Raw genomic sequence first — 20075 nt, 5'->3', positions numbered from 1 at the left:
CGGACGCCTCGCGGAAAGGACCTCCGCCATGACCCTCGAAAAGCTCCTGATCTTCGGATTCGCTATCGCGGTCGCCTTCGCGATTGCCACGACCGCGACCAACATGGCGAACGACCGAAAGCCCGATTACGAGGGCTATCAGGACAAGGTCCAGCAGACCGTGGACAAGCTCAAATGACCCGCGCGGGTCTATATCGGCTCCTTGCCCGCGCCGTGACCCGCCGCCGCCCCGGAGCGATCGGGATCGAGGCGGTGCTGGCCTTCCCCGCCCTCCTCGTCCTCTTCGGCGGCGTCTCGCAGGTGATGATCACCGCCCAGGCCCGGACCTATGTCGAGATGGCGGCCTACGCGGCTGCGCGGAGTGCGATGGTCCACAAGTGCCCGCCCTTCAGCCTGACCGACGCCTTCGGCTCGCCCTTCGCGGCGGCGGCGGCGTTCCAGTGCACAGACCAGCCGCAGAAATGGCAGGACGCCGCGCGCTGGGCTCTGGTCGCGGCCTCCTCCACCTCAAGCTTCGCGACGGCGCGCGGCACCTGCCCCGATATCGCCGCCGGAAAGGAGATCATCCGCGGCACCGGCAAGCTCGGCGGCTACGACGAGGCCGTCGCCAACGCGCTTTGCTACGCGTACGAGCCCGGCAATGTCGAGGTGGAGGTGGAATGGGTGCAATCCGGCCTCTCGCTGCTCGCGGCGGCGGATTCGGTGCCGATCCGCGCGACAGTGCGTTACAAGTATCCCCTCTCCACCCCGTTCCGTCGTTTCATCATGGACGGCAAGCGCGGCGACGGTACCTATTGGCGCTGGGGCGAGGCGACGGTGGTGCTGAGATGATCCGCGCCGCGCTCAGAACCCTCATGACCCGACGGCGCAGGGGTGCGGTCGCCATCATCGCGGTCGCCGCGATGGTGCCGGTCACGGCGATGATCGCGGCCAATGCAAACAGTGGCCAGATGGTCAACGAACGCCGCATGACGCAGGACGGGGCCGACGCGCTCGCCGTCATGCACGGCACCTGGACGGCACGCTCGCTCAACGTCATCTCGATGAACAACGTCACCGCGGCGCAGCTCCTGACCGTCGCCATCGGGTCCGAGGCGTTGGCGGGCACCCTGCAAGAGATCCGCATCACCGCCGGTCTCGTGGACGCCTACATCGTCGGCCACGGCGCGCTTCACTGCCCGCCACGGACCGCCGATCCGATCTCGGCGGCGGTGATCGCGGCCGCCTGGACCACGCCTTGCCTGATCAACCACGGCGTGGTGGCAATCCCGGCGAACCTCGCGCTTGCCAAGACCTTCATCACCGATAGCCGTTACAACCCCAACCACGGCATCGAGGTGTCGCACAAGGCGCTCCGCGCCATCGAGGGCATGAACCGCGCCATTGTCGAGCGCTTCCCCCGCGCCATGCGCGAGATCGGCGAGGATTATGCCGGTGAACTCGGCATCGACATGTTCCACTTCGCCGACCCCTGCAACGGCGACGGTGTCAGGAACTGCACGAAGACCAATACGAATGACGGCATGGCCCTGCCGCTGATCGAGGGCGGCATCGAGGCCAGGACCCAGCTTTGCGCGGCGATGCAATTCGGCACCACCGCGCGCTTCACGACCTTTCGACAGCGCGGCTTTCCCATCGGCAAGGGGCCGATGACTTACGGCGGCGCGCGGTCGAAGCCCGTCGTGAAGGACCATATCAACGACCTCACCGGGATCGGCCGCGACCTGAAGAAGTTCAAGGATTACTATGACAGTCCCTCAACGCTTCTCGGCGAATACATCCACCTCTGGGTGCCCTACAAGAAGGGCATCGCGCCAAACCTCTTTGGTCCGCAACAGGCCAGAAACAACAACGCCTTCACCCGCCGCTACGACGCCAAATTCGCGAGCCTCTGCCTTGTCGGCAAGGCCGTCACCGGACCGCTGAACCAGCTCGTGCGGATGGAGATCGAGGCGCCGGTGCCGACGATCTGGCAGCTGAGGGACATCCCGCCCCTGACCCCCCTGCCAATCGTGCAGCCCGACAAGATGCCCGATGCCTTCCGCATTCTCGCGCTGACACAGAAGGACAAGGGTCGCAGGCTGGCCGCGCAGGTCTTGCAGGAGAACGTCGAAAGCCATTTCGGCTACGCGCAGACCGGCGTCTACAACCCCGACGGCGCGGACCTCTTCTCGCAGAACTGGCGCTACAGGATGATGCCGGCGACGCGGATGGACGACCCCGCGAAGATGGGCCGCGATCTCCAGCGGCAAGCCAAGGCCGCGTTCCGGCCGCTCGCCACCGCGCTCGGCGCGGTTTCCAGCCGGGGAACATGGGGGCGGGTCAATGCGCATTGACCTCATCCGCAGGCGGCGCGGCTCGCTGTCGCTCGAAGCGGTGATGATCGTGCCCTTCGCGATCGTGGTGATGCTGACGGCGCGTTACATCGTCGAAGGCATGCTGACCCGGCAGGAGGTCGCCGTCTTCACCCGCGCGAGCACGGTCAGTGCGGCCTCCTCCACCCTGCCCCGGATCGTCGCCTGCGATGCCGACCGCACGCCCTTTGGCGCCAAGCCGGGCGTCAGCGCGTCAGCCAGCGTTTCCTGTTCCAGCTACCGCGCCGAACAGGGGCTGAAGCGCGAAAAGCCCTTCTTCCGCGCCCTGCGTGACGGCGCCCGCCCCTGGCCGCAGATCCTGCGCGATGTCGACCGGAAGGAACCGGTGAACGACGTGAAGGGCAGCGGGAGCGGACGTTTCCTCCTCTCGCAGCCGGACTTCCTGCGAAAGCAGGGCGCGGTCACGTCGCGGCAGACCTACCTGACCCCGGAACCGGAGTTCTGGGATCACGGCACGAAGCCCTACACCGCGGCCCACGACCCGGTGATCTGGCAGGCCCTGCGCCAGCGGAACACCTACAAGCTTTTCCCCAACGTCTTTCCCTCAAGGTACAACTGACATGGTCTCCGTTCTTCGCGCCCTCCGCGCCCGGCTTTTCGGCGCGACCACGCTCCTCCTCCTGCCCATCGGCGCGGCGAGCCAGACGCTGCCCGGACCGCTGAAGACCTTCGTCACCGAGATCGGACAGCCCCCCAAGGTCGTGGCCGCGAGGCTCAGCGCCGATCTCGGCGGGGCGCTCGACATCGTTGAAGAGAGCGGCGCATTTCTGATGGCCTATGCGGGCAACGAGATCCCCGACCCGCTTCGGCGGTTCGTGCTGACCGCCCTGCCCCAGATCGACCCCGAACGTCTCGCCCCCGGCGCCGAGGTCAATTTGAGCCTCGCCTTCATGCCCGCCGGGGCCGGCACAACGATGCGAGTGATGGTGAGTTCTCCGGCCCTCGCCGACCCCGGCGCATTGACGACCGCTCTCGGCCCGACCCTGCCGAAAGGCGCATCCGTCCTGATGAACGACGGCGCCGCCGGCGGCTGCGCTGGTCAGGTGATCCTGTCGCAACCCGCCCCGCCCGCCGAAGCCGCGCCGCTCTATGTCGATCTGATGACGCGTCAGGGGTTCGAGATCACCGATGCCTCGGACGCAAGCACGTCGTTTTTTGTCGGACAACGCCAGGACTGCGCGCTCTTCCTTTACGTTCAACCCGATCCCGCAGAGGCGAGCCAGTCCACGGTCATCGTCAAATTCCTGGAGGAGTGATGCGCAGTCTCTTCTATATCCTCGCCGCCCTGCTCGCCTTCGGCATGGCCTATTACTACTATCAGGACGTCACCACCCAGACCGCGACGGTGCGCAAGCTGAGGCTTGTTGCCGAGGACGGGCTGGTGATCCGCGCAGGCACCGAGATCGACGACGCCTTCATCGAGAAATATGTCGTCTCTCAGGTCATGCCGCAGATCCTCGAGGGCGAGTTCCAGTGGGCGCTCGACGACAATGCCGCGACCCGGATCAACCTGCGCGGCCGGGTCTTCGGCGCCGACGTGCCTTCGGGCAGTTTCCTGCAGCGCGCGCAGTTCTTCGTAGCGCCGGAAAACGCCTTCTCCCGCCGTATCAAGCCCGGCAACCGCGCCTTCTCGATCCCGGTCGAGGCGCGACGCGCGGTCGAGAAGTTCATTGCGCCCGGCGCCAGCGTCGACGTGATCGGCACCTACGAGGTCAGCCAGAACCAGTCGGTGTCCAAGCTCCTCCTCGAAGACATCGAGGTGATGGCGGTTGGCGAAATCGACAGCCGGGGCGAATACGAGAACCAGGACCGGCCCGACTATAATTCCGTCACGCTTCAGGCCCCGGCGGCGGACGTTGAGGCCTTCCTTGCCGCCGCCGAGGATGCGAGCGGTGGGCTGACGCTTGTGATGCGCAACCCCTGCGAAGGCGCCGACGACTGCATCGCGGAGATCGCCAGCCAATGACCAAGGCCCGCGCCCATCTGAGAATCTGCGACGCCTACGGCAACCGCCGCGCGGTCCTGCCCCTGGAAGAGACCTTCTACGAGCTTGGCGCCGACCGCACTCGGCGGGGCGAGGCAGGCTATATCCACCTCGAAGGTAGTGGAATCGAGGCCCGGCATGCACGGCTGATGCTCCGGTCCGGCGAGGATGTCTGGCAGGTCGTGTCGCTCGTATCGAAGGGCACCAAGCTCGGCCGCCACGAACTGGCGCGCGAGGCGGCGGCGGACCTGACCGACGGGACCGAACTCTGGCTCGGCAACAACCTCCTCCAGCTTCTCGACCTGAACAAGAGCGTCACCGAACAGGCGGTGATGCCGGAACTTTCCGACATCGAACTGATGATGAACGAGGCGCTTCTCGACTACGAGGACCGCCGCCGCGACCTCTTCGACGGCGACGACCGCCAGCGCGAGGCGCTTTTGTCGGCCGAACTCGACCGGCTCCTTTCCGTCGAACTCGACCTCGCCGGCAAGCCCGGCATGATCGCGACGATCAACCGCTACTGCAAGGAGGCGCTGCGCCGCCCGCTGATCTCGGCGTGCCTGATGAGCGGCACGCGCGGCGATATCGAACTCAGCTTCTCCCAGCTCAACGCCGAACAGCGGGCGCGCTCCATCGAGCTGCGCGAGGAGCTGGCCTCCGAACTCCGGCTGGAAATGAGCGCCCATTCCACCGCCACCGACCTCCAGCGCCTCCACGAAGGCTTCGATGCCGCCTACAAAACCGTTTCGGGCATGATCGGCGAGACGTTCAAGCTCGCCCTCATCCGCGACGCCGTGCGCGAGAAGGTCATGGGCCTCTTCTTCCGGCTCGGCCCGATCCAGTTTCTGATCGACGTGCCGGTGATCTCGGAAATCATGGTCTGCGGCTTCGACCGGATCTTCGTCGAGAAGGGCAACCGGATGTTCGAGACGGGGCTCTCTTTCGCCTCGGAATCGGAGCTTTTTACGGTCGCCGCACGGATCGCCGGACGCGACGGCAAGCAGTTGACGGAAGGCGCGCCGATGGCCGATGCCCGCCTGCCCGACGGCAGCCGCGCCAATATCGTGGCCTCGCCGACCTCGCTCGGTGGCCTATCGCTGACGATCCGCAAGTTCGGGAAGGGCCACTGGTCGGTGAGCTACCTGCGGAAGAACCGCGCGATGTCGCTGCCGATGGAGCGGTTCCTGGAGGCCTGCGTGAAAGCCCGCAAGAACATCGTGATCTCGGGTGGCACCGGATCGGGCAAGACCACGCTTCTGAACGCGCTCTCCATGTTCGTGCCCGAGGATGAGCGCATCGTCACCATCGAGGACACGTCCGAACTCCGCCTTCTGAACCGCAACCTCGTCACACTTGAAAGCCGACGCGCAAACATGGACGGGCGCGGCGAAATTTCGATCCGCGACCTTGTCCGCAACGCGCTCCGGATGCGGCCCGACCGGATCGTTGTCGGCGAATGCCGGGGCGGCGAGACACTGGACATGCTCCAGGCGATGAATACCGGCCATTCCGGTTCGATGACCACGGCCCATGCGAACTCGCCCGAGGACCTGATCCTGCGGCTAGAGACGATGGTGCTGCAATCGGGCCAGGACCTGCCCATCCACGCCATCCGACAGCAGATCAGCGCCGCCATCGACGTGATCGTTCAGGTCCGGAAGACCCGCTCGATGGACCCGGACGCCCCCCTGACCGCCACCCAGCGGACCATCGTCGAGATCGCCGAGCTTGGCGAATTCGACCCCGACACAGGCGAGATCCCGGTCAACCCGATCTTCGAGACCGCCGAAAGCGGCGGCCGCCTGCGCTTCGCGATTTCCGGCTACATCCCGAGCTTCTTCGAGGAGATGACCGATCACGGATTGATCGACATCGAAGGCTTTTTCGACACCGGAGAGGACCATGCCGATGCTGCTTGAGACCGGCCCCCTCGCCAATGCCGCCGTGGCGTGTGTCCTCGGCCTGGCGCTTTTCGGTGCGCAGATCGGCGCGCTGAACGCGCTCGGCTGGCTCTGGGCGCGGCTCGACGCGGAGTTGCGCGAGAAGATCAGCGCCGTCCTCACCTTCGCCTTCGGCCCGAAGGTCGCCCCGGTCGACGCGCTGGCGCTCCTCCTTTTCGCCAATCTCCTGATCGGTTCGGTCCTTTCCGCCGCCGGGTTGAAACTGCCTTCCATCCTCACCCTTTGCTTCACCGGCCTCGCTGTCCCGGTCTTCCTCTATTACCGCGCGGCCGGACAACGGGCGCGTGAACTGGAACTCGCGCTGCCGCTGGCGCTTCAGCAGGTCGCGAACGAAATGGCGGCGGGCGCCACGCTGGAAACAGCGCTGAAGAAGGTCGCAAACTCCGCCCCCGCGCCCGCCGATGTGGAAATCGCGCGGCTCCAGCGCCGGGTCGAGGTGATGGGCATCGATGAGGCTTTCGCCGAGATGGCGCGCAGGCTCAATTCGCGCAGCTTCACACTGACCGCGTCGGTCGTCCGCGTCGGCACGTCGAGCGGCGGGCGGCTGATCGAGGCGCTGAAAAGCCTGTCGCGCACGCTGATCGAGATCGAGCGGCTGAACAAGAAGATCCGCACGGCGTCGGAAAACGGCCGCCGCAACCTTTACCTGATGTCCTTCATCGGGCCGATTGTCGCCATCGCCTCGGGTTTCGTCGTCGATCACGAAACCTCGGTCCTCGATGACGGCCTTGGTCAACTCCTGATCGGCGTCTCGATCCTCGCCTTCCTCGCCGCGCATGTGATCGGCCACCTTCTGACAAAGGCCAAGGTATGACCCCGGCTCTCCTCCCCCTCGCCATTGCAGCATTCATCGGGCTGGGCACCCTCCTCATCGGGCTCGTCATCGCCGACTGGCTGACCTCCTCGACCGAACGGTTCAGCTCGGAACTGGAGGCGGAGCCGGTGCAGCGCGAACAGGCCGCCCGCATCATCCGCGCCATCGGCACCGCCTTCATTGGCCTGGCAAGTCCTTTCGAGAAGCTCGCCGACGATCTCGACCAGCAGCTGACCTATGCCGGGCGTCCCTATGGCGGCGTCAACGGTCGGCAGTATTTCGCGGCTGTCATCGTCCTTGCCATCCTCATCGGCGGCGCGGTCGCGGTGTTCCTCGGGCTGAACCAGATCCTCCACGGCGCGGGGCCTGCCGTTGCGGTGGCAGCGGTCGTGAAATGGTGGGCGGCCTCCACGACGTTCATCGCGATCTTCCTCATCCTCGACGTGCGCAACAGCGCACAGCGCAATGCGGACGAGCTTGAGCGCGAGTTTCCGTTCTTCCTCGACCTCGCCGTCCTCGTCGTGCAGGCCGGTGGTACGCCCCGCAAGGCGCTCTCGAAATATGTCGAGGCCTCGCCCGGCACACCGCTATCGCGCGAGATCGCGATCACCGCGAAGGATGCCGATTCCACCAGCTTCGACGAAGCGCTGCACCGGATGGTGGAGCGGGTGAAACCGCTCACGGTGAAAACGATCCTGAAGAACCTCGCGCAGGGCGAGAAGTCGAGCGGCGAGGCAGAACAGTTCTACACCGACCAGGCCGAGGAACTGCGCTATCTGCGCGAGGAAATGGCCAACAGGACGGCCGAACGGCTGAAGACCAACATCGTGTTGCCGGTCTTCCTGATGATGATGGCAATCATCCTTGCGGCTCTCGCCCCGACCATCGTCTCGATCCGCGGACAGGGGTTTTTCTGATGGCTCTCTCGCTCTTTACTCCGAAGGTCCTCTGCGCCGAAGTCACCGGCGGCATCGACCTCGAAAGCCGGGCACTTCTGACCGGGGATCGCGTCACAGTCGGCTCCGCCGCCGGCGACGGCTTGCGGCTCGGCGCCCGGAACATCGTCGGTGCGCACCTGACCTTCCAGCGTCAGAAAGGCTCCGATGTGTGGGAGTATTTCAGCTCAGACCGCGGCCATACCGCCGTCGACAAGGGCAATCCGCGCACCGGCGCGGTCCGGCCGGGCATGTATTTCATCCTCGGCGGAGAGACCCGGATCGACATCGTCAAGACGGATGCGCCCGCCGACCTCGCGACCGGCGGCAAGGGCGCGAAGGGCAAGACCGTTCCCCTCGGCGTGGCGCTTCCGATGATGGGCCTGATGGTCATCGGCTTCGCGCTTTACATGGCCTCCCTCGCGGGCGGCGGCGGCGATCGGTCGGCCTTGCGGACAACGCCCTGGTTTGACGGCAGCGCCGAGCTCGAACCCGCGATCGACGCCTGCCTCGCCTCCGGCCTCAGCCCCGAGGCGCGGGCGCTTTCGCCAGGAACCACGGCAACGGAACCGGATGCGCTGTTTCGCGCGGCACTGGCTTCTCGGGGCAGCGACAGCGCGAAGGCCGACCTCGCCGCGAAGGTGCGCGGGCTGATCGCCGACAGCCACCTTCTCGCCCATGAAAACCGGCTTCTCGAAGCCTCCCGCGCTCTACGTCGTTTGGAATACGTTTTGCCGGTGGGCAACGGCGATTGCCCTATTCTTTCCGCAGCCCGGCTCGATCTGGCGATCCTGGAACTCAGGGACGGGCAACGCTGACCTCATACGCGGAACCCTCTGATGACCGACACCGCCAACAACGTGATCGACGCCCGCCTGCAAGAGGCGCTGTCGCAATATTTCAACGGCGTGACCTTGCGCGAAACCATCGGCGATTGTGCGGTCCTGTCGGGCATCCGCAAGCAGAACGGCGCGCCGGTGGACATCTACACGCCGAGCTTCGCTGTGGCGGGCGACGACACCGCCTGCGCCGTAATCGGCAAGGAATTCGAACGCTATGAAAAGCTGGCAAGCACGCGGCTGCAATCGGCCGAACGGCTCCTTGCCTCGCGCGCTTTCAAGAAATCTCCGGCCCTCGCGCTTTTGAGTTGCCCTCACCCGGTCTTCAACGAGGCTTTCGATACACGCTCGGCCGACGCCAAGTTGCAGATCTTCTATGAAATCCTCGACGGGCTCGCCGTCCTGCACGGTGCCGGGATCGTGCATGGCAACCTCAACCCCGACGCTGTCCGGCGCGAAAGCAGCGACGGCGCGCTCCGGCTGTGCGATTTCACCTTCGCGGGCGGGCGGGCAACCAAGGTCACGCGGCAGCCGCCGGCCTACCAGTCTCGCCACGTGATCAATACATCTCAGCCCGGCCTTGCGGACGACATTCATTCGGTCGGCATGCTCGGATACCGTATCTTCCTTGGCCCCCACGGCGCCGAAAGGGTGCTGACCGGCCGCGCGGAGGCGCAGGACGGCGAGGCCATCGTCTCGGCGATCCTCGGCGAGGAACCGACCGCCCCGTCGGCGCAAGAGCTTTTCCCCGAAGGCCATCCGAGTGCCGAACAGATCAGCCGACTTCTCGCCCGGATGACCGGCCGTCTTGCGAACGCGACAGCCTACAGTTCCGCCGCCGCGGCGCTGAAGGCGTTCCGCTCGGTCGTGGAGAACCCCAATGTCGGCATCGCCGGGGCAGAGCCCCTGCGTACCAGCACCGCGCCCTCGCCCGACCTCGCGATGGCCTCGGCCGCGATGGCACCACCCGCCGGGCTCAAAGGCATCTCGCGCGCGACGGCGATGGCGCTCTTCGGCGGCTTCCTCGTCTCGACGGCGGCAGCGGTCTACTTCTACTTCGAGAACCGCGCCACCACCGACACGTTGCGCCTTGCCATGCAAAGCCGGGCCGCGCTCTCCGCAAAGCTCGACGAGAGCATCGCGCTGACCGGGGCCATCAAGGCGGCCGCCTTGACGCTCCGCGACGCAGACCGGCTGATCACCGAAGCGCGCCTCACCGGTGCAGCGACAGCATCCGAGGCCTCGTCGGGGCACCTCGACGAGGCGCGTGCCGCCTATGGCGCGGCGGAAGCCGCCCTTGCGGCAGAAAACCCCGGCACGGTCCGCACCTCGTCCGGCGCCGCGAGCACAGCCGCGAAAGGCGCGCTGTCCGCCATCGCCGACGCCCGCACCCGCGCCGCCGAAGCAGAAGCGGAGGCACGCGCGGCCGGGGATCTCGCGAAAACCGCCGGCGCTGAAGACGTGGCTCCTTACGCAGAGGCGCTGACCCTCCTCGCGTCGGCATATGACGCGATGGGCGGGACACGGCTGGAGCTTGCCGCCGGACACTGGCAGGGCGCCGCCGAGGGCTTCGCCAAGGCGCTGGCCGAAGTGCAGGCCGCCGCCACCGAGGCGCAGCGCGCCGCGAAAGCCGCCAAGTCTAGCGCCGAGTCTGCCAAGGGCAGCGCCGGCTACGTCCTCGCCCTCGGGCTGGAGCGGCGGGCCGACGGCGCCTTCGCGGGCAAGTCCTACGGCGATGCGATCAAGCTCTTCAAGGCCGCCGAACGGGCTTTCGCGGCGGCCTCGCCCGCGCCCGATCGACCCAAACCGGCGACGGCGACCGCCGGTGCGCGTAAGATCACCATCGGCGAGACCCCCGAGCAACTGGCCAAGGCGGTGCAACTCTGCCTCGACAAGGCGCCGATCTCTGCGTCCAGCTGCCCCCGCGCCCGCCCGGCGGACGAGGCGGCGCGCGCCGCCGTACTGACACCGTTCGAGATCGACCGCACCGAGGTCAGCGCCGCCGACTTCGCCCGCTTCGCCGAGGAAACCGGCTACATCACCGAGGCCGAAACGAAGGCCCGGGTCGTCGCGCTGACCAGCAGCGGCGAGGCGCGGCTCATCGACGGCGGGTATTCCTGGCGCACGCCTGGCGGAAAAAATACGACGTACCGCTCCGGCCCCGATCTGCCGGTTACCAATGTCTCGATGAAGGACGCTGCCGCATATTGCGCCTGGGCCTCCGGGCGGCTGCCGACCGAGGCGGAATGGGAAACCGCCGCGCGCGGTGGCGGTGAGGCTGCCTTCCCCTGGGGCGAGTGGTCGCCCGACGCCGCGATCTGGCGTGGTGCGAACGATGCCGCGCGGCGTTTGCCGCAACCGGTCTCCGCCGCCGGCGCCGTGGGCGCGGACGGAATGACCGGGCTTTCCGGCAATGCCCGCGAATGGGTTCTGGCCGAGGATGGCGCGATGCTGAAGGGCGGATCGTGGAACACCGCGAACCCCGCCGACCTGCGCATCGCCGCCCGTCTCGCGGTGCCGGAAAACGCGCCCGGCGTCGATTTCGGCTTCCGCTGCGCCCGCGATCTGGAGGCGTGGCAATGATCCGCCACGCGACATTCCCGGCCTGCCTTGTGGCCCTCGCAGCCAGTCCGGTCTGGGCAGGCGACCGCGCGGTGATCGTCGGCATCGACGATTATCCAGACCTCGCTTTATCGCAACCACTGACCGGCGCCAAAGCCGATGCCGAACGCTTCGGCGCCTTCCTGACCGGCGAGATGGGCTTCGATCCCGCCGACGTGACGCTCCTGACCGATGCCGGGGCGACCTCCACCGCGATCATGGCGGCGGTCATCGACCGCCTCGTCGCCGAAACCGCGCCGGGCGACCGCGCCGTCTTCTACTTCGCCGGCCTCGGCTCCCGTCTTGCCGCCCCGGACGGGGGCACGAACGACGTGCTTTTGGCCCATGACGCCCCATCCGTCCTTGGGAACATCCCGAGGGACGCGCTGGCGGAGATCTTCGATCTCCTCGCCGAACAGAAGGTCACGGTCGTCATCGACGCCTCGTTCCGCGCCGAGGCCCGCGACATTGCGGGCAGCCTCGCCACGGAACGGAGCCTTCGCCTCGACACAGCCGACCGGCCCGGAACCGGCGCCGGTCCGCTCACCGAAGTCCCCTTCGGCGCCGGATCGAAAGAACGCGCGGTCTGGAACGCCGCAGCGCCCGACCAATTCGCCTGGGAGGCCGGCGGACAGGGCGTCTTCACCCAACGTTTCATGGAAGGCATCGGCGCCGGCGCGGCTGATGCGAATGGCAACGGGACGATCACCAATGCCGAGCTTCTGACTTTCCTGCGCGACCAGTCCGAAAGCTGGTGCGCCGCGACCGCCGATTGCGCGGCCGAAGGGGGCGCGTTGATCCCCAGCTTCGATGGCCCGTTGCAAGACGTCTCCTTGCGCGCGGCCCCGCCCGCGCCGCAGCCCGCAGCCCCCGAAATCCGGCCCCTGCCGGAATCGACTCTTCTCGCCAAGGATCTCGACCTGACCGACACGCTCGGCTTCGTCACCGACCTCTTCACGCCTTCGAACGCCGCCAACCTCAAACTCGGCCTCTCGCGCGAAAACCCGCTCAGGATCGGCGACACGGTGCGCTTCTCGGTCACCGCCGACCGGCCCGGAACGCTGGTCCTTCTCGACGTCAATCCAAAGGGCGAGCTTGCACAGATCTTCCCCTCCGGCCTTGCCCGGACCGGCACGACCCGGATCGCGGCCGGAGAGGTGCTGACGATCCCGAACGGCAAGAGCGGCAATGGCGCGCCCCTCGAAATCCGCGTGACCGAACCGCATGGCAAAGGCTTCCTCCTCGGACTCTTCATCGAGGACGATCTCCCGCGCCTGACGGCGATCCTGCCCGAGAATCTCGAGGGCGGTCCGATCCCGAACGCCGGGCAGTACCTTTACGAGATCGCGCAGGACCTCTTGCGCCTTCAGGCCGATGCCTCCGGCAGTTCGGCGCCTGAATGGTCCGCGACCTACCTGCCCTACGAAATCCTCCCGTAGACGACCGAAGGAGACCCAAGCGATGCCGTTTCCGCACCCTGCCCGACTGGCCCCGGCCATCCTTCTTTGCCAGTTTGCCGCCGGCGCTGCCCTGGCTTGCGCCCAGTATGACGACATCGTGGCGGCCGTAGAAGGCAACGACGCGGCCAGCGCGGCGGCGCTTTACGAGGTCATCGCCGTGGCCGCCGATTGCGACGACGCGTTGCGCGAATGGCTCGGCGACTATCTTGCGCGCGATGCGTTCCTCAAGGCGATGGACGACCGGACCGCACCTGAGGACCGCCGCGCCGGCCTCACCCGCGCGCTCGGTTTCGAGAAGCACTGGCGGAGCTATGCCGAACTTGGCCGGCTTGACTGGTCGGCGCACAAGTTCGGATCGGCCGCCGTCAACTTCCAGCTGGCCATCAACGAGCTGGTGGAAGGCGACCCGAAGCACGCCGCCGAGACTTCCGAAATCGCCGAAGTCTATCAGTTGGCCTCCGCTTCCCTGGCGCTCGCAGACGGCGTGGTCGACATGCCGAAGACCCGCAGTGGCGAGATGGGGGGCGTCTTCGCCACCTCGATCCGCGGGTTCAGCGTCGAGGAGGTGGACCTGCCGATCACCTTCAAGTTCGCCAGCACCCAGTTCGACGAACGTGGCGCCGAATACGCCCAGATGCTCGCCGACCATCTCAAGGGAATGGGCGCCGCGCACATCGCGCTCGCTGGTCACACCGATCCGATCGGCACCGAGGAATACAACAACACCCTGTCGCTCGCCCGGGCCGACGCGGTTGCCGGTTTCCTGAAATCCCACGGATATTCCGGCGAGATCGAGACCGAAGGGTTCGGCGAAAGCCAGTTGCCCCCGCCCCCGCCGGGTGTCGCCGAAGGTTCGGAGGAACATTACCGCATCGCGCGCCGCGTCGGCTTCCAGACCCGCTAGGGATCGGTGATGCGCGGCCTCCTCCAACGCTTTCTCATCGCGGTCCTCGCGCTCGCGCCCGTTTCGGCGGAAGCCGGGCGGATTTACGGGCTGGTGATCGGGATCGACGACTACAGCTTCGTCCCCGACCTCCACGGGGCCGTGAACGATGCCAGCGACATCGCCGACGCGCTCACGGAACTCGATGCCGAGGTTGTGACGCTTCTCGACCACGCGGCGAGCCGCGAGGCGATCCTGGCGGAATGGCGCCGTCTCGCGACCGGGCTCGGCCCGGACGACCAGCTGATCGTCAGCTATGCCGGCCACGGCTCGAACGAGCCCGAGCACTTCGTCGGCAGCGAGAAGGACGGCCGCGACGAGACGCTGCTTCTGTCCGGCTTCGCGCCCTATGGCCCGGCCGCCGCCGAGCGCATCCGCGACGACGAGATCGCGGAGCTGATCGCCCTTGCCGGCGATGGACAGACGATCTTCGTCGCGGATGCCTGTCATTCCGGCACCCTGTCGCGCAACCTCGCCCCCGCCCTCGGGTTTCGCTACGTCTCGGTCGGAAAGATCGAGGCCGATCCACTCCCGCCTCCCCCGCCCCGCACATCAACGGCGGAGGGACGCGACGTGGCGGCCCTGTTCATCGCCGCCGCCGACGATTCCGAGAAGACGCCGGAATTCCTGATCGACGGCAGGCCGCGCGGCGCCCTCAGCTACGCCTTCGCCGCGAGCCTGCGCGGCGCGGCCGATGCCGACGGCGACCGGGTTCTGACCAAGGGCGAGATCGAGACCTATGTACGCCGCAAGATCCGCAGCGTCTCGCAAGGGTCGCAGCGGCCGCAAGTGGAACCAGCGGGCGAAAGCGACCGCGTGGTGATCGCTCTGCCCGGCGCCCCGGCGGAGCCCTCGGGCACACGGCCCACCGATCGCGGCTTCGACGCGCTGCCCCCCGTCACGCTCTCGCACAACGGTGGACCCGAGGCCGACCGGATCCTCGCCCCCCTGCGCGGGGTCACGCTGGTCGCGAACGGTACGCCCGCCGACCTGCGGCTTGATCTCGGGGTGGGATCGCTTCTGTCGATGGTTGGCGATGTCGTGCGCGAGATTGGCACGACGCCGCCGCAAGCCATGCGCGAGGATGTGCAGTCGGCGGTGGACACGCTGCGCCTGACGACGGCTCTGACGGCTATGGGCAGCGATCTCGATGTCAGCTTCGCTGGGGGCGACCGGACCTATCGCCGTGACGATGTGGTCTCCGTGCGTGTCACCGGCCGCGAAAGTGCGGGTCTGGCGCTTCTCAACATCGCCTCGGACGGCGAGATCGCCTTCCTCTACCCGCGCACCGATCTGGGCGATCCGGCCGAAATCACCCGAGATGCCTCCCTCGATCTGCCGCTCAGGGTCCAGGCGCCGTTCGGTGCCGATACCGTGATCGCGGTCGAAACCGACGGGCCCGCGCCCGAGCTGCGCGAGATGCTGCAACTCCTCGACGGCTCCCACGATGTCGCGGGCTTCTGGGAAGGGTTCCGGCGCTTCGCCAGGTCGCAGCGGGTCGCGCCCCGCATCGCCGTCTTTCCGTTTCACACGACACGGGGGTGATCATGTCCGACCTCGCCGCGCTTCAGCTGCCGATCTGGTGCTTCGTCGCCATCGCCAGCCTTTCCGCGACGATCGGCGCGATGCTCGCCTCGCAGTTCGACGGGGTCAGGGTTCCGCCCAACACCTGTCTCGGCGCGACAGCGACCCCGGCTATCCTCGCGCTGCTGCTGGTGCCGGGCCCGGTGCCGCTCGGCTTCGCGCTCTGGAGCATGGTGCTGATCCTCGGGCTGAGCGGACTTGCGGTGATCGACGCCGTCAGCCGCACGGTCCCCGACATCCTGACGGTACCTCTGATCCCGCTCGGTCTGCTTCACGCCGAGATGAACGGCGCGCCCGGCCTGGTCTTCGCGCTTGCCGCGCTCGGGGTCATCGGGATCGCAATCGCCGCACATATGGCGCTGAGACGGCAGGCGACCTGGCTCGGCGCCGGCGATGTCCTTCTCCTTGCCGGTGCCGTCGCCTGGTTCGGGCCCGCGGTCCTGCCCGACATTCTCTTCCTGACCGGCCTTCTCCTGCTCATCCGGCTCGGTCTTGGCGAACTCATCGATCTTCGCCCGGCGACCTGCGTGCCGGTCGCGCGCCGCGCCGACCGCGCCATGCCGCTCGCCCCCGCACTCGGCGCGGCGCAGCTTCTGGTCTGGCTGGGCGGCCCGGTCTTCTGACGGACCGACAGCAGGATGATCGTGCCCGGAAAGCCACCTCCACCGCTTCATGTCATCACCAACGATCACACTCCCTATGGCAGCTACTTGACAGGGCATCAGGCACGACTGACGATCCTGCCCGGAGGACGGGACATGGTGGAAGCCGGACTGACAGACCCGCAGGGCGCGGGCCCCGACGGGCGCGAGAGCCTCAAACTTGCATTCGACACGGTCGAAATCGCACTTCGCTCCGAAAACTGGTTCTTCGAGACGGTGCGCAAGAAGCTGGAGGAAACCGCGCCGCTAAGCGAGTTTCCGACGATCATGGGCGCCAACGGCCACGACTACCTTCTGCACTTCACCCAGTTCCTCTTCTTCCTGAAGGCGCTCGACTGCACCAGCGCCGACCATATCGCCGCCTTCATCGCCTCCCATAACGCCAAGCTCGAAGAGCAGATCGCGAGCGACGACTTTTCGAAGAGCGAAAAGGAATACCGCAAGGCGATCATCCGGCCCGAGCGGCAGGCGAAGATCCTCGACACGATCCGCACCTTCAACGCTCCGATCTTCGCGATCTACGAGTACGGGCATCTCCTGATCGACGACATGTCGCCCAAGACGACCGAGAAGCTGATCGAGGACTTGCGCTACGGAAAGCTCCTCGACCGGCGCACGGACGAACGCATGTCGGCGGATCAGAAACGCATCCTCATCGCCTCGAACGGGTTTCTGGAGGACACCTACCGCATCTCGCTCCTCATGCAGCGGCGGATGATCGCGGCGAGCCTCAGCGACGCCGAGATCGCTGCCGCACGGGGCTGACCGGGGATTGCGAAGGTCCGACCCGTCGATGATCCTGTGATCGTCCGCTTTGCGGGACGTAGCGAGCGTTGACCGACACCCATTTAACCCTAAGTGTCCACTGTCTGGGGGATCACCGATGAAAGAGACCATGTTGCCACTCACTGCCGATGCGAAGTCGCCAGCCGGTGCCGATATTCGGTTCATCATGGACGGGACGACCGGCAACATGATTCACAGCACCGTCCCGCCGGGGCAAATCAATCGAGCGACCGTTCATCGCACCGTCTCCGAGTTTTGGTATGTTCTTGAAGGTCATGGAGAGATTTGGCGGCGCAACGGTGCAGAAGAGAAGATCACCTGTCTTGTTCCCGGCGTATCCATCGACATTCCGGTCGGCACGGTGTTCCAGTACAGAAACATCGGGACCGAGCCGCTAAAATTCATCTGCATTACAATGCCACCATGGCCAGGCGATCATGAGGCGTCGCACCTCCGGGGCGCATGGAGCCCGACGGTGCCCGATCTGTAAGTCTGAGCTCAAAGAAGACGCACAGGACCAAAAAAAATCCCCGCATCCTTGCGGATACGGGCACAGGTGGGACGGGGGAGGGAAACGTCAGTAGAGATCCACGCGGAAGGGAGAGGTCGACCAGACAAGCGACCCGAGTTGCAGGATCCGGTCGATCGGGTCGGTCTCGGCCGGGCCGGCGCCGTTCTTCTCCAGAACCGCCTCCATTGCGGCCGCGCTCGACGCACCGAAGGCGCCGTCCACCTCGACCTCGCCGCCCAAGGCACGGATCAGCTTCTGCGCCCCGCCGTTGATTGCCGTTTCGTTGTAGGAGGCGAGAAGCTCCCGCGCCGGTTTCGCCGCGTCCTGATGGACGAGGGCGGCCGATTTCGCCGCCAGCGCCGCGGCATCGAAAAGGTCGTAGCCCGGCACACCTTCGCTTGAGATCAGATAGGCCGCGTTACCGCCGGAATTGGCGTCACCGCGCTCCAGCCCCGCGCTGAACCACTCGACAGCGGCCTTGAGGTCCCGCCCGCCGGCGACACGACCGTCGCGATACATGCGGCCGAGATTGTAGGGCGCGTTCGGGTGTCCGCCCTCGGCGGCCTTGCGGAACATCTCGAAGGCGGCGGCGTCGTCCACCTCGGCCCCGCCGAGGCCGTTCAGATAGACAAGACCCATGTTGTTGAAACCGTAAATGTCGTCGCGGCTGGCACTTTCGCGAAGATAGCGCAGGCCGCGCTCGGCATCGTAGAAGTCGCCCTTTTCGTTCAGGTAGAAGTAGCCAAGCTCGTTCATCGCGAAGGTGTGGCCGACCTCGAGCGCGCGCATCATCAGGTCGTAGCCCTCGATCTCGATCGCGTCGGTTCCGCCGAATCGCATGAACTGCCGGCCGAGCGAGTAGAAGGCGTAAGGGTCGCCCTTGTCGACGCCTTGCGCGAAGAGCTGCAGCACCTCCTCGGAGGCCTTGGGATTGGACACGCCACCCGTCTCTTTCGCTTCGTTCAGGATCGCATTGCCGAGCGCCTGCCAGGCGCGGGTGTGCCCAAGCTCTTTCGCGCGTTCGAACTCCGCCTTGGCCTCGGCGGTCTGGCGGAGCGAAATGAGCGCGCGGCCAAGCTGGTAGTGGAAGCGCCCGTTGTCGGGCTCCGCCGCCACGGCGGCGCGGCAGGCTTCGAGCGCCCGTTCCGGCCTGATTTCGTTCGCGTAACGCGTGAGCCCCATCCCGTCCGGATCGAGGTGATCGCCCGCCTCGAAATCACAAGCGTTCGGCTTCAGGTTCAGCTGCAGCCGCTGCTCTTCGCCGCCGACGCTCACGGTGATCATGTCCTCAATCACCCCGTTCTTCAGCGATGCGGCCGGCACCTGCACGGAATCGTTGACGAGGATCAGCCGGTCGACATCGGCACTCGACAGCACTCCGCCCACGACGTTACGTTGAAAGCCGGTATCGTCGGGCAGGACGAGCCGCCCGGTCTTCGGCTGCGTGACGATCGTCACCCGATCGGCCGGGGTAAGGTCTAACCCGTCGCGCAGGACGAAACCGATCTTTACCTCGGGCACGAAATCCGCCTCCAGGATGGCGCGGGCCTCGGCCACCTGCACCACTTCCGGCGCCTCTTCCGGCGGCACGATCCGGGCAAGGCCGCGATTGATCCCGGCGCCGGCGCTGCTGACGAGGATCGGTTTCGTCAGCGCGTTGCCAAGGCCGAAGCTCGCCGGCTCGACGAGAGTGGAACTGTCCCACGGCACCTGTCGGCCGTTGGTCCGCGCGAACACCATGCGCCGCACGCCCTCGAAAACCTCCTTGACGAGTGCGTCGGGCGCGTCGCTGGCCTCTTCGATCAGCGCGGCGGTGAAGGGGCTGTTCGCCCCCTCGCCATCGAACGCGACCGAGCCGGGCGCGGTCGAGAAGATCAGCATCGAATTCAAGGGCGCCGCCTGCGAGGAAAACCCGGTGCGGGCCTCGCGCAATTCGTTCCCGATCCGGGTCAGAACGGATTTGCCCGCGAAGGGATTGTCGCGGCAGCTGTCGAGGATCACGACCTGAAGCCGCGCCCGTGCGCCGACGATGCCGACGAGCGAGCCGAGCGACACCGCCTCGAACGGCACATCGTAGATCGTGTCGAGATCGGCGTCTACCGGCACGAGGTAGTTCTCCGACCCGATCTGGAAGCCGTGCCCTGCGAAGAAGACGACCACCTCGGTTTCCTTGTCGACGTCGAAGAGGACGCGGCGCAGCGTGTCCTCGAAGCCGCGCTTGGTAATGTCGAGATGGGAATGCACCTCGTAGCCTTGCGCCTTGAAGAACTCCGCCATCGCGTTGGCGTCGGCATGGGCGTTCGGCAGGTCGGGGATCGCCGAGTACGCGGAATTGCCGATCACGATGGCATAGCGCTTGGCGGCGCGGGTCGAGGGGTCAAACCCGCGAAACGCCTGGTAGCCGGGGGTTTCGCCGAGCAGCCGATCCATCTCGCGGCCGCTTTGGGCGGCTGCCGTGCCGGCGGCAAGACTCGTGGAAAGAAGAAGACCTGCGAGAAGGCCGGAACCGATCCGCGTCATTGCGCCACCCTCCCGCCGGATTGCCGGAAATCGGTGGCACTCGGTGCCGTGGCGGACACGATGTCGGTGCAGGTCATCCTGTCGTCTCCTTGGGCTG

General features: G+C 66.6%; 18 protein-coding genes. 17 read left to right on the top strand and 1 reads right to left on the bottom strand.

Features of this window, described 5'->3' with window-relative positions; translation table 11 throughout:
- Window positions 1–28 precede the first annotated feature (28 nt).
- The 17 genes from V5734_RS10330 (at window position 29) to V5734_RS10250 (ending at window position 17437) form a co-directional block, all read left to right on the top strand.
- On the top strand, window positions 29–178 hold the full coding sequence (locus V5734_RS10330; RefSeq protein WP_347313416.1) for a hypothetical protein: 150 nt from the start codon (window positions 29–31) through the stop codon (window positions 176–178).
- Window positions 175–831, top strand: a complete 657-nt coding sequence (locus V5734_RS10325) for a hypothetical protein (RefSeq protein ID WP_347313415.1) — start codon at window positions 175–177, stop codon at window positions 829–831. The genes V5734_RS10330 and V5734_RS10325 overlap by 4 nt, the downstream gene beginning before the upstream one ends.
- Complete coding sequence (locus tag V5734_RS10320; protein ID WP_347313414.1) at window positions 828–2336, top strand: hypothetical protein; 1509 nt, start codon at window positions 828–830, stop codon at window positions 2334–2336. Before V5734_RS10325 ends, V5734_RS10320 begins: the two co-directional genes overlap by 4 nt.
- Window positions 2326–2934 (top strand): hypothetical protein, encoded by a 609-nt coding sequence (locus tag V5734_RS10315; protein ID WP_347313413.1) that lies wholly within the window; start codon window positions 2326–2328, stop codon window positions 2932–2934. The genes V5734_RS10320 and V5734_RS10315 overlap by 11 nt, the downstream gene beginning before the upstream one ends.
- Before the next feature lies 1 nt (window position 2935).
- Window positions 2936–3631 (top strand): hypothetical protein, encoded by a 696-nt coding sequence (locus V5734_RS10310; RefSeq protein WP_347313412.1) that lies wholly within the window; start codon window positions 2936–2938, stop codon window positions 3629–3631.
- A complete protein-coding gene (gene cpaB / locus V5734_RS10305; RefSeq protein WP_347313411.1) occupies window positions 3631–4341 on the top strand; it encodes a Flp pilus assembly protein CpaB in 711 nt (236 codons plus the stop codon). The genes V5734_RS10310 and cpaB overlap by 1 nt, the downstream gene beginning before the upstream one ends.
- A complete protein-coding gene (locus V5734_RS10300) occupies window positions 4338–6281 on the top strand; it encodes a CpaF family protein (RefSeq protein ID WP_347313410.1) in 1944 nt (647 codons plus the stop codon). Before cpaB ends, V5734_RS10300 begins: the two co-directional genes overlap by 4 nt.
- Complete coding sequence (locus V5734_RS10295; protein ID WP_347313409.1) at window positions 6265–7137, top strand: type II secretion system F family protein; 873 nt, start codon at window positions 6265–6267, stop codon at window positions 7135–7137. Before V5734_RS10300 ends, V5734_RS10295 begins: the two co-directional genes overlap by 17 nt.
- Window positions 7134–8054, top strand: coding sequence for a type II secretion system F family protein (locus V5734_RS10290; protein ID WP_347313408.1), 921 nt, complete (start codon window positions 7134–7136; stop codon window positions 8052–8054). The genes V5734_RS10295 and V5734_RS10290 overlap by 4 nt, the downstream gene beginning before the upstream one ends.
- Window positions 8054–8890: a hypothetical protein gene (locus V5734_RS10285; RefSeq protein ID WP_347313407.1), complete on the top strand. Its 837-nt coding sequence runs from the start codon at window positions 8054–8056 to the stop codon at window positions 8888–8890. Before V5734_RS10290 ends, V5734_RS10285 begins: the two co-directional genes overlap by 1 nt.
- 21 nt (window positions 8891–8911) lie before the next feature.
- Complete coding sequence (locus V5734_RS10280) at window positions 8912–11494, top strand: SUMF1/EgtB/PvdO family nonheme iron enzyme (protein ID WP_347313406.1); 2583 nt, start codon at window positions 8912–8914, stop codon at window positions 11492–11494.
- Window positions 11491–12951 carry a caspase family protein gene (locus V5734_RS10275; protein WP_347313405.1) on the top strand — a complete coding sequence of 487 codons (1461 nt, stop codon included), beginning with the start codon at window positions 11491–11493 and terminating at the stop codon, window positions 12949–12951. Before V5734_RS10280 ends, V5734_RS10275 begins: the two co-directional genes overlap by 4 nt.
- A 22-nt stretch (window positions 12952–12973) precedes the next feature.
- Window positions 12974–13876 carry an OmpA family protein gene (locus tag V5734_RS10270; protein ID WP_347313404.1) on the top strand — a complete coding sequence of 301 codons (903 nt, stop codon included), beginning with the start codon at window positions 12974–12976 and terminating at the stop codon, window positions 13874–13876.
- 9 nt (window positions 13877–13885) lie between these two features.
- Window positions 13886–15460: a caspase family protein gene (locus V5734_RS10265; protein ID WP_347313403.1), complete on the top strand. Its 1575-nt coding sequence runs from the start codon at window positions 13886–13888 to the stop codon at window positions 15458–15460.
- 2 nt (window positions 15461–15462) lie between these two features.
- The gene (locus tag V5734_RS10260) at window positions 15463–16122 is read left to right on the top strand and encodes an A24 family peptidase (protein ID WP_347313402.1); all 660 of its coding nucleotides are present in this window, start codon (window positions 15463–15465) and stop codon (window positions 16120–16122) included.
- A gap of 135 nt (window positions 16123–16257) precedes the next feature.
- Window positions 16258–16926: a hypothetical protein gene (locus tag V5734_RS10255; protein ID WP_347313401.1), complete on the top strand. Its 669-nt coding sequence runs from the start codon at window positions 16258–16260 to the stop codon at window positions 16924–16926.
- A gap of 118 nt (window positions 16927–17044) precedes the next feature.
- Complete coding sequence (locus V5734_RS10250; RefSeq protein WP_347313400.1) at window positions 17045–17437, top strand: cupin domain-containing protein; 393 nt, start codon at window positions 17045–17047, stop codon at window positions 17435–17437.
- Between the two features lie 87 nt (window positions 17438–17524).
- On the opposite strand, the gene V5734_RS10245 is transcribed toward V5734_RS10250, so the two are convergent.
- Window positions 17525–19978, bottom strand: coding sequence for a caspase family protein (locus V5734_RS10245; protein WP_347313399.1), 2454 nt, complete (start codon window positions 19976–19978; stop codon window positions 17525–17527).
- Window positions 19979–20075 lie beyond the last annotated feature (97 nt).

It is taken from the genome of Defluviimonas sp. SAOS-178_SWC (assembly GCF_039830135.1).
In the GTDB taxonomy this organism is placed as follows: Bacteria; Pseudomonadota; Alphaproteobacteria; order Rhodobacterales; family Rhodobacteraceae; genus Albidovulum.
The sequence above is the reverse complement of the archived record's forward strand: the minus strand, read 5'-3'. Positions and strand labels throughout refer to the sequence as shown.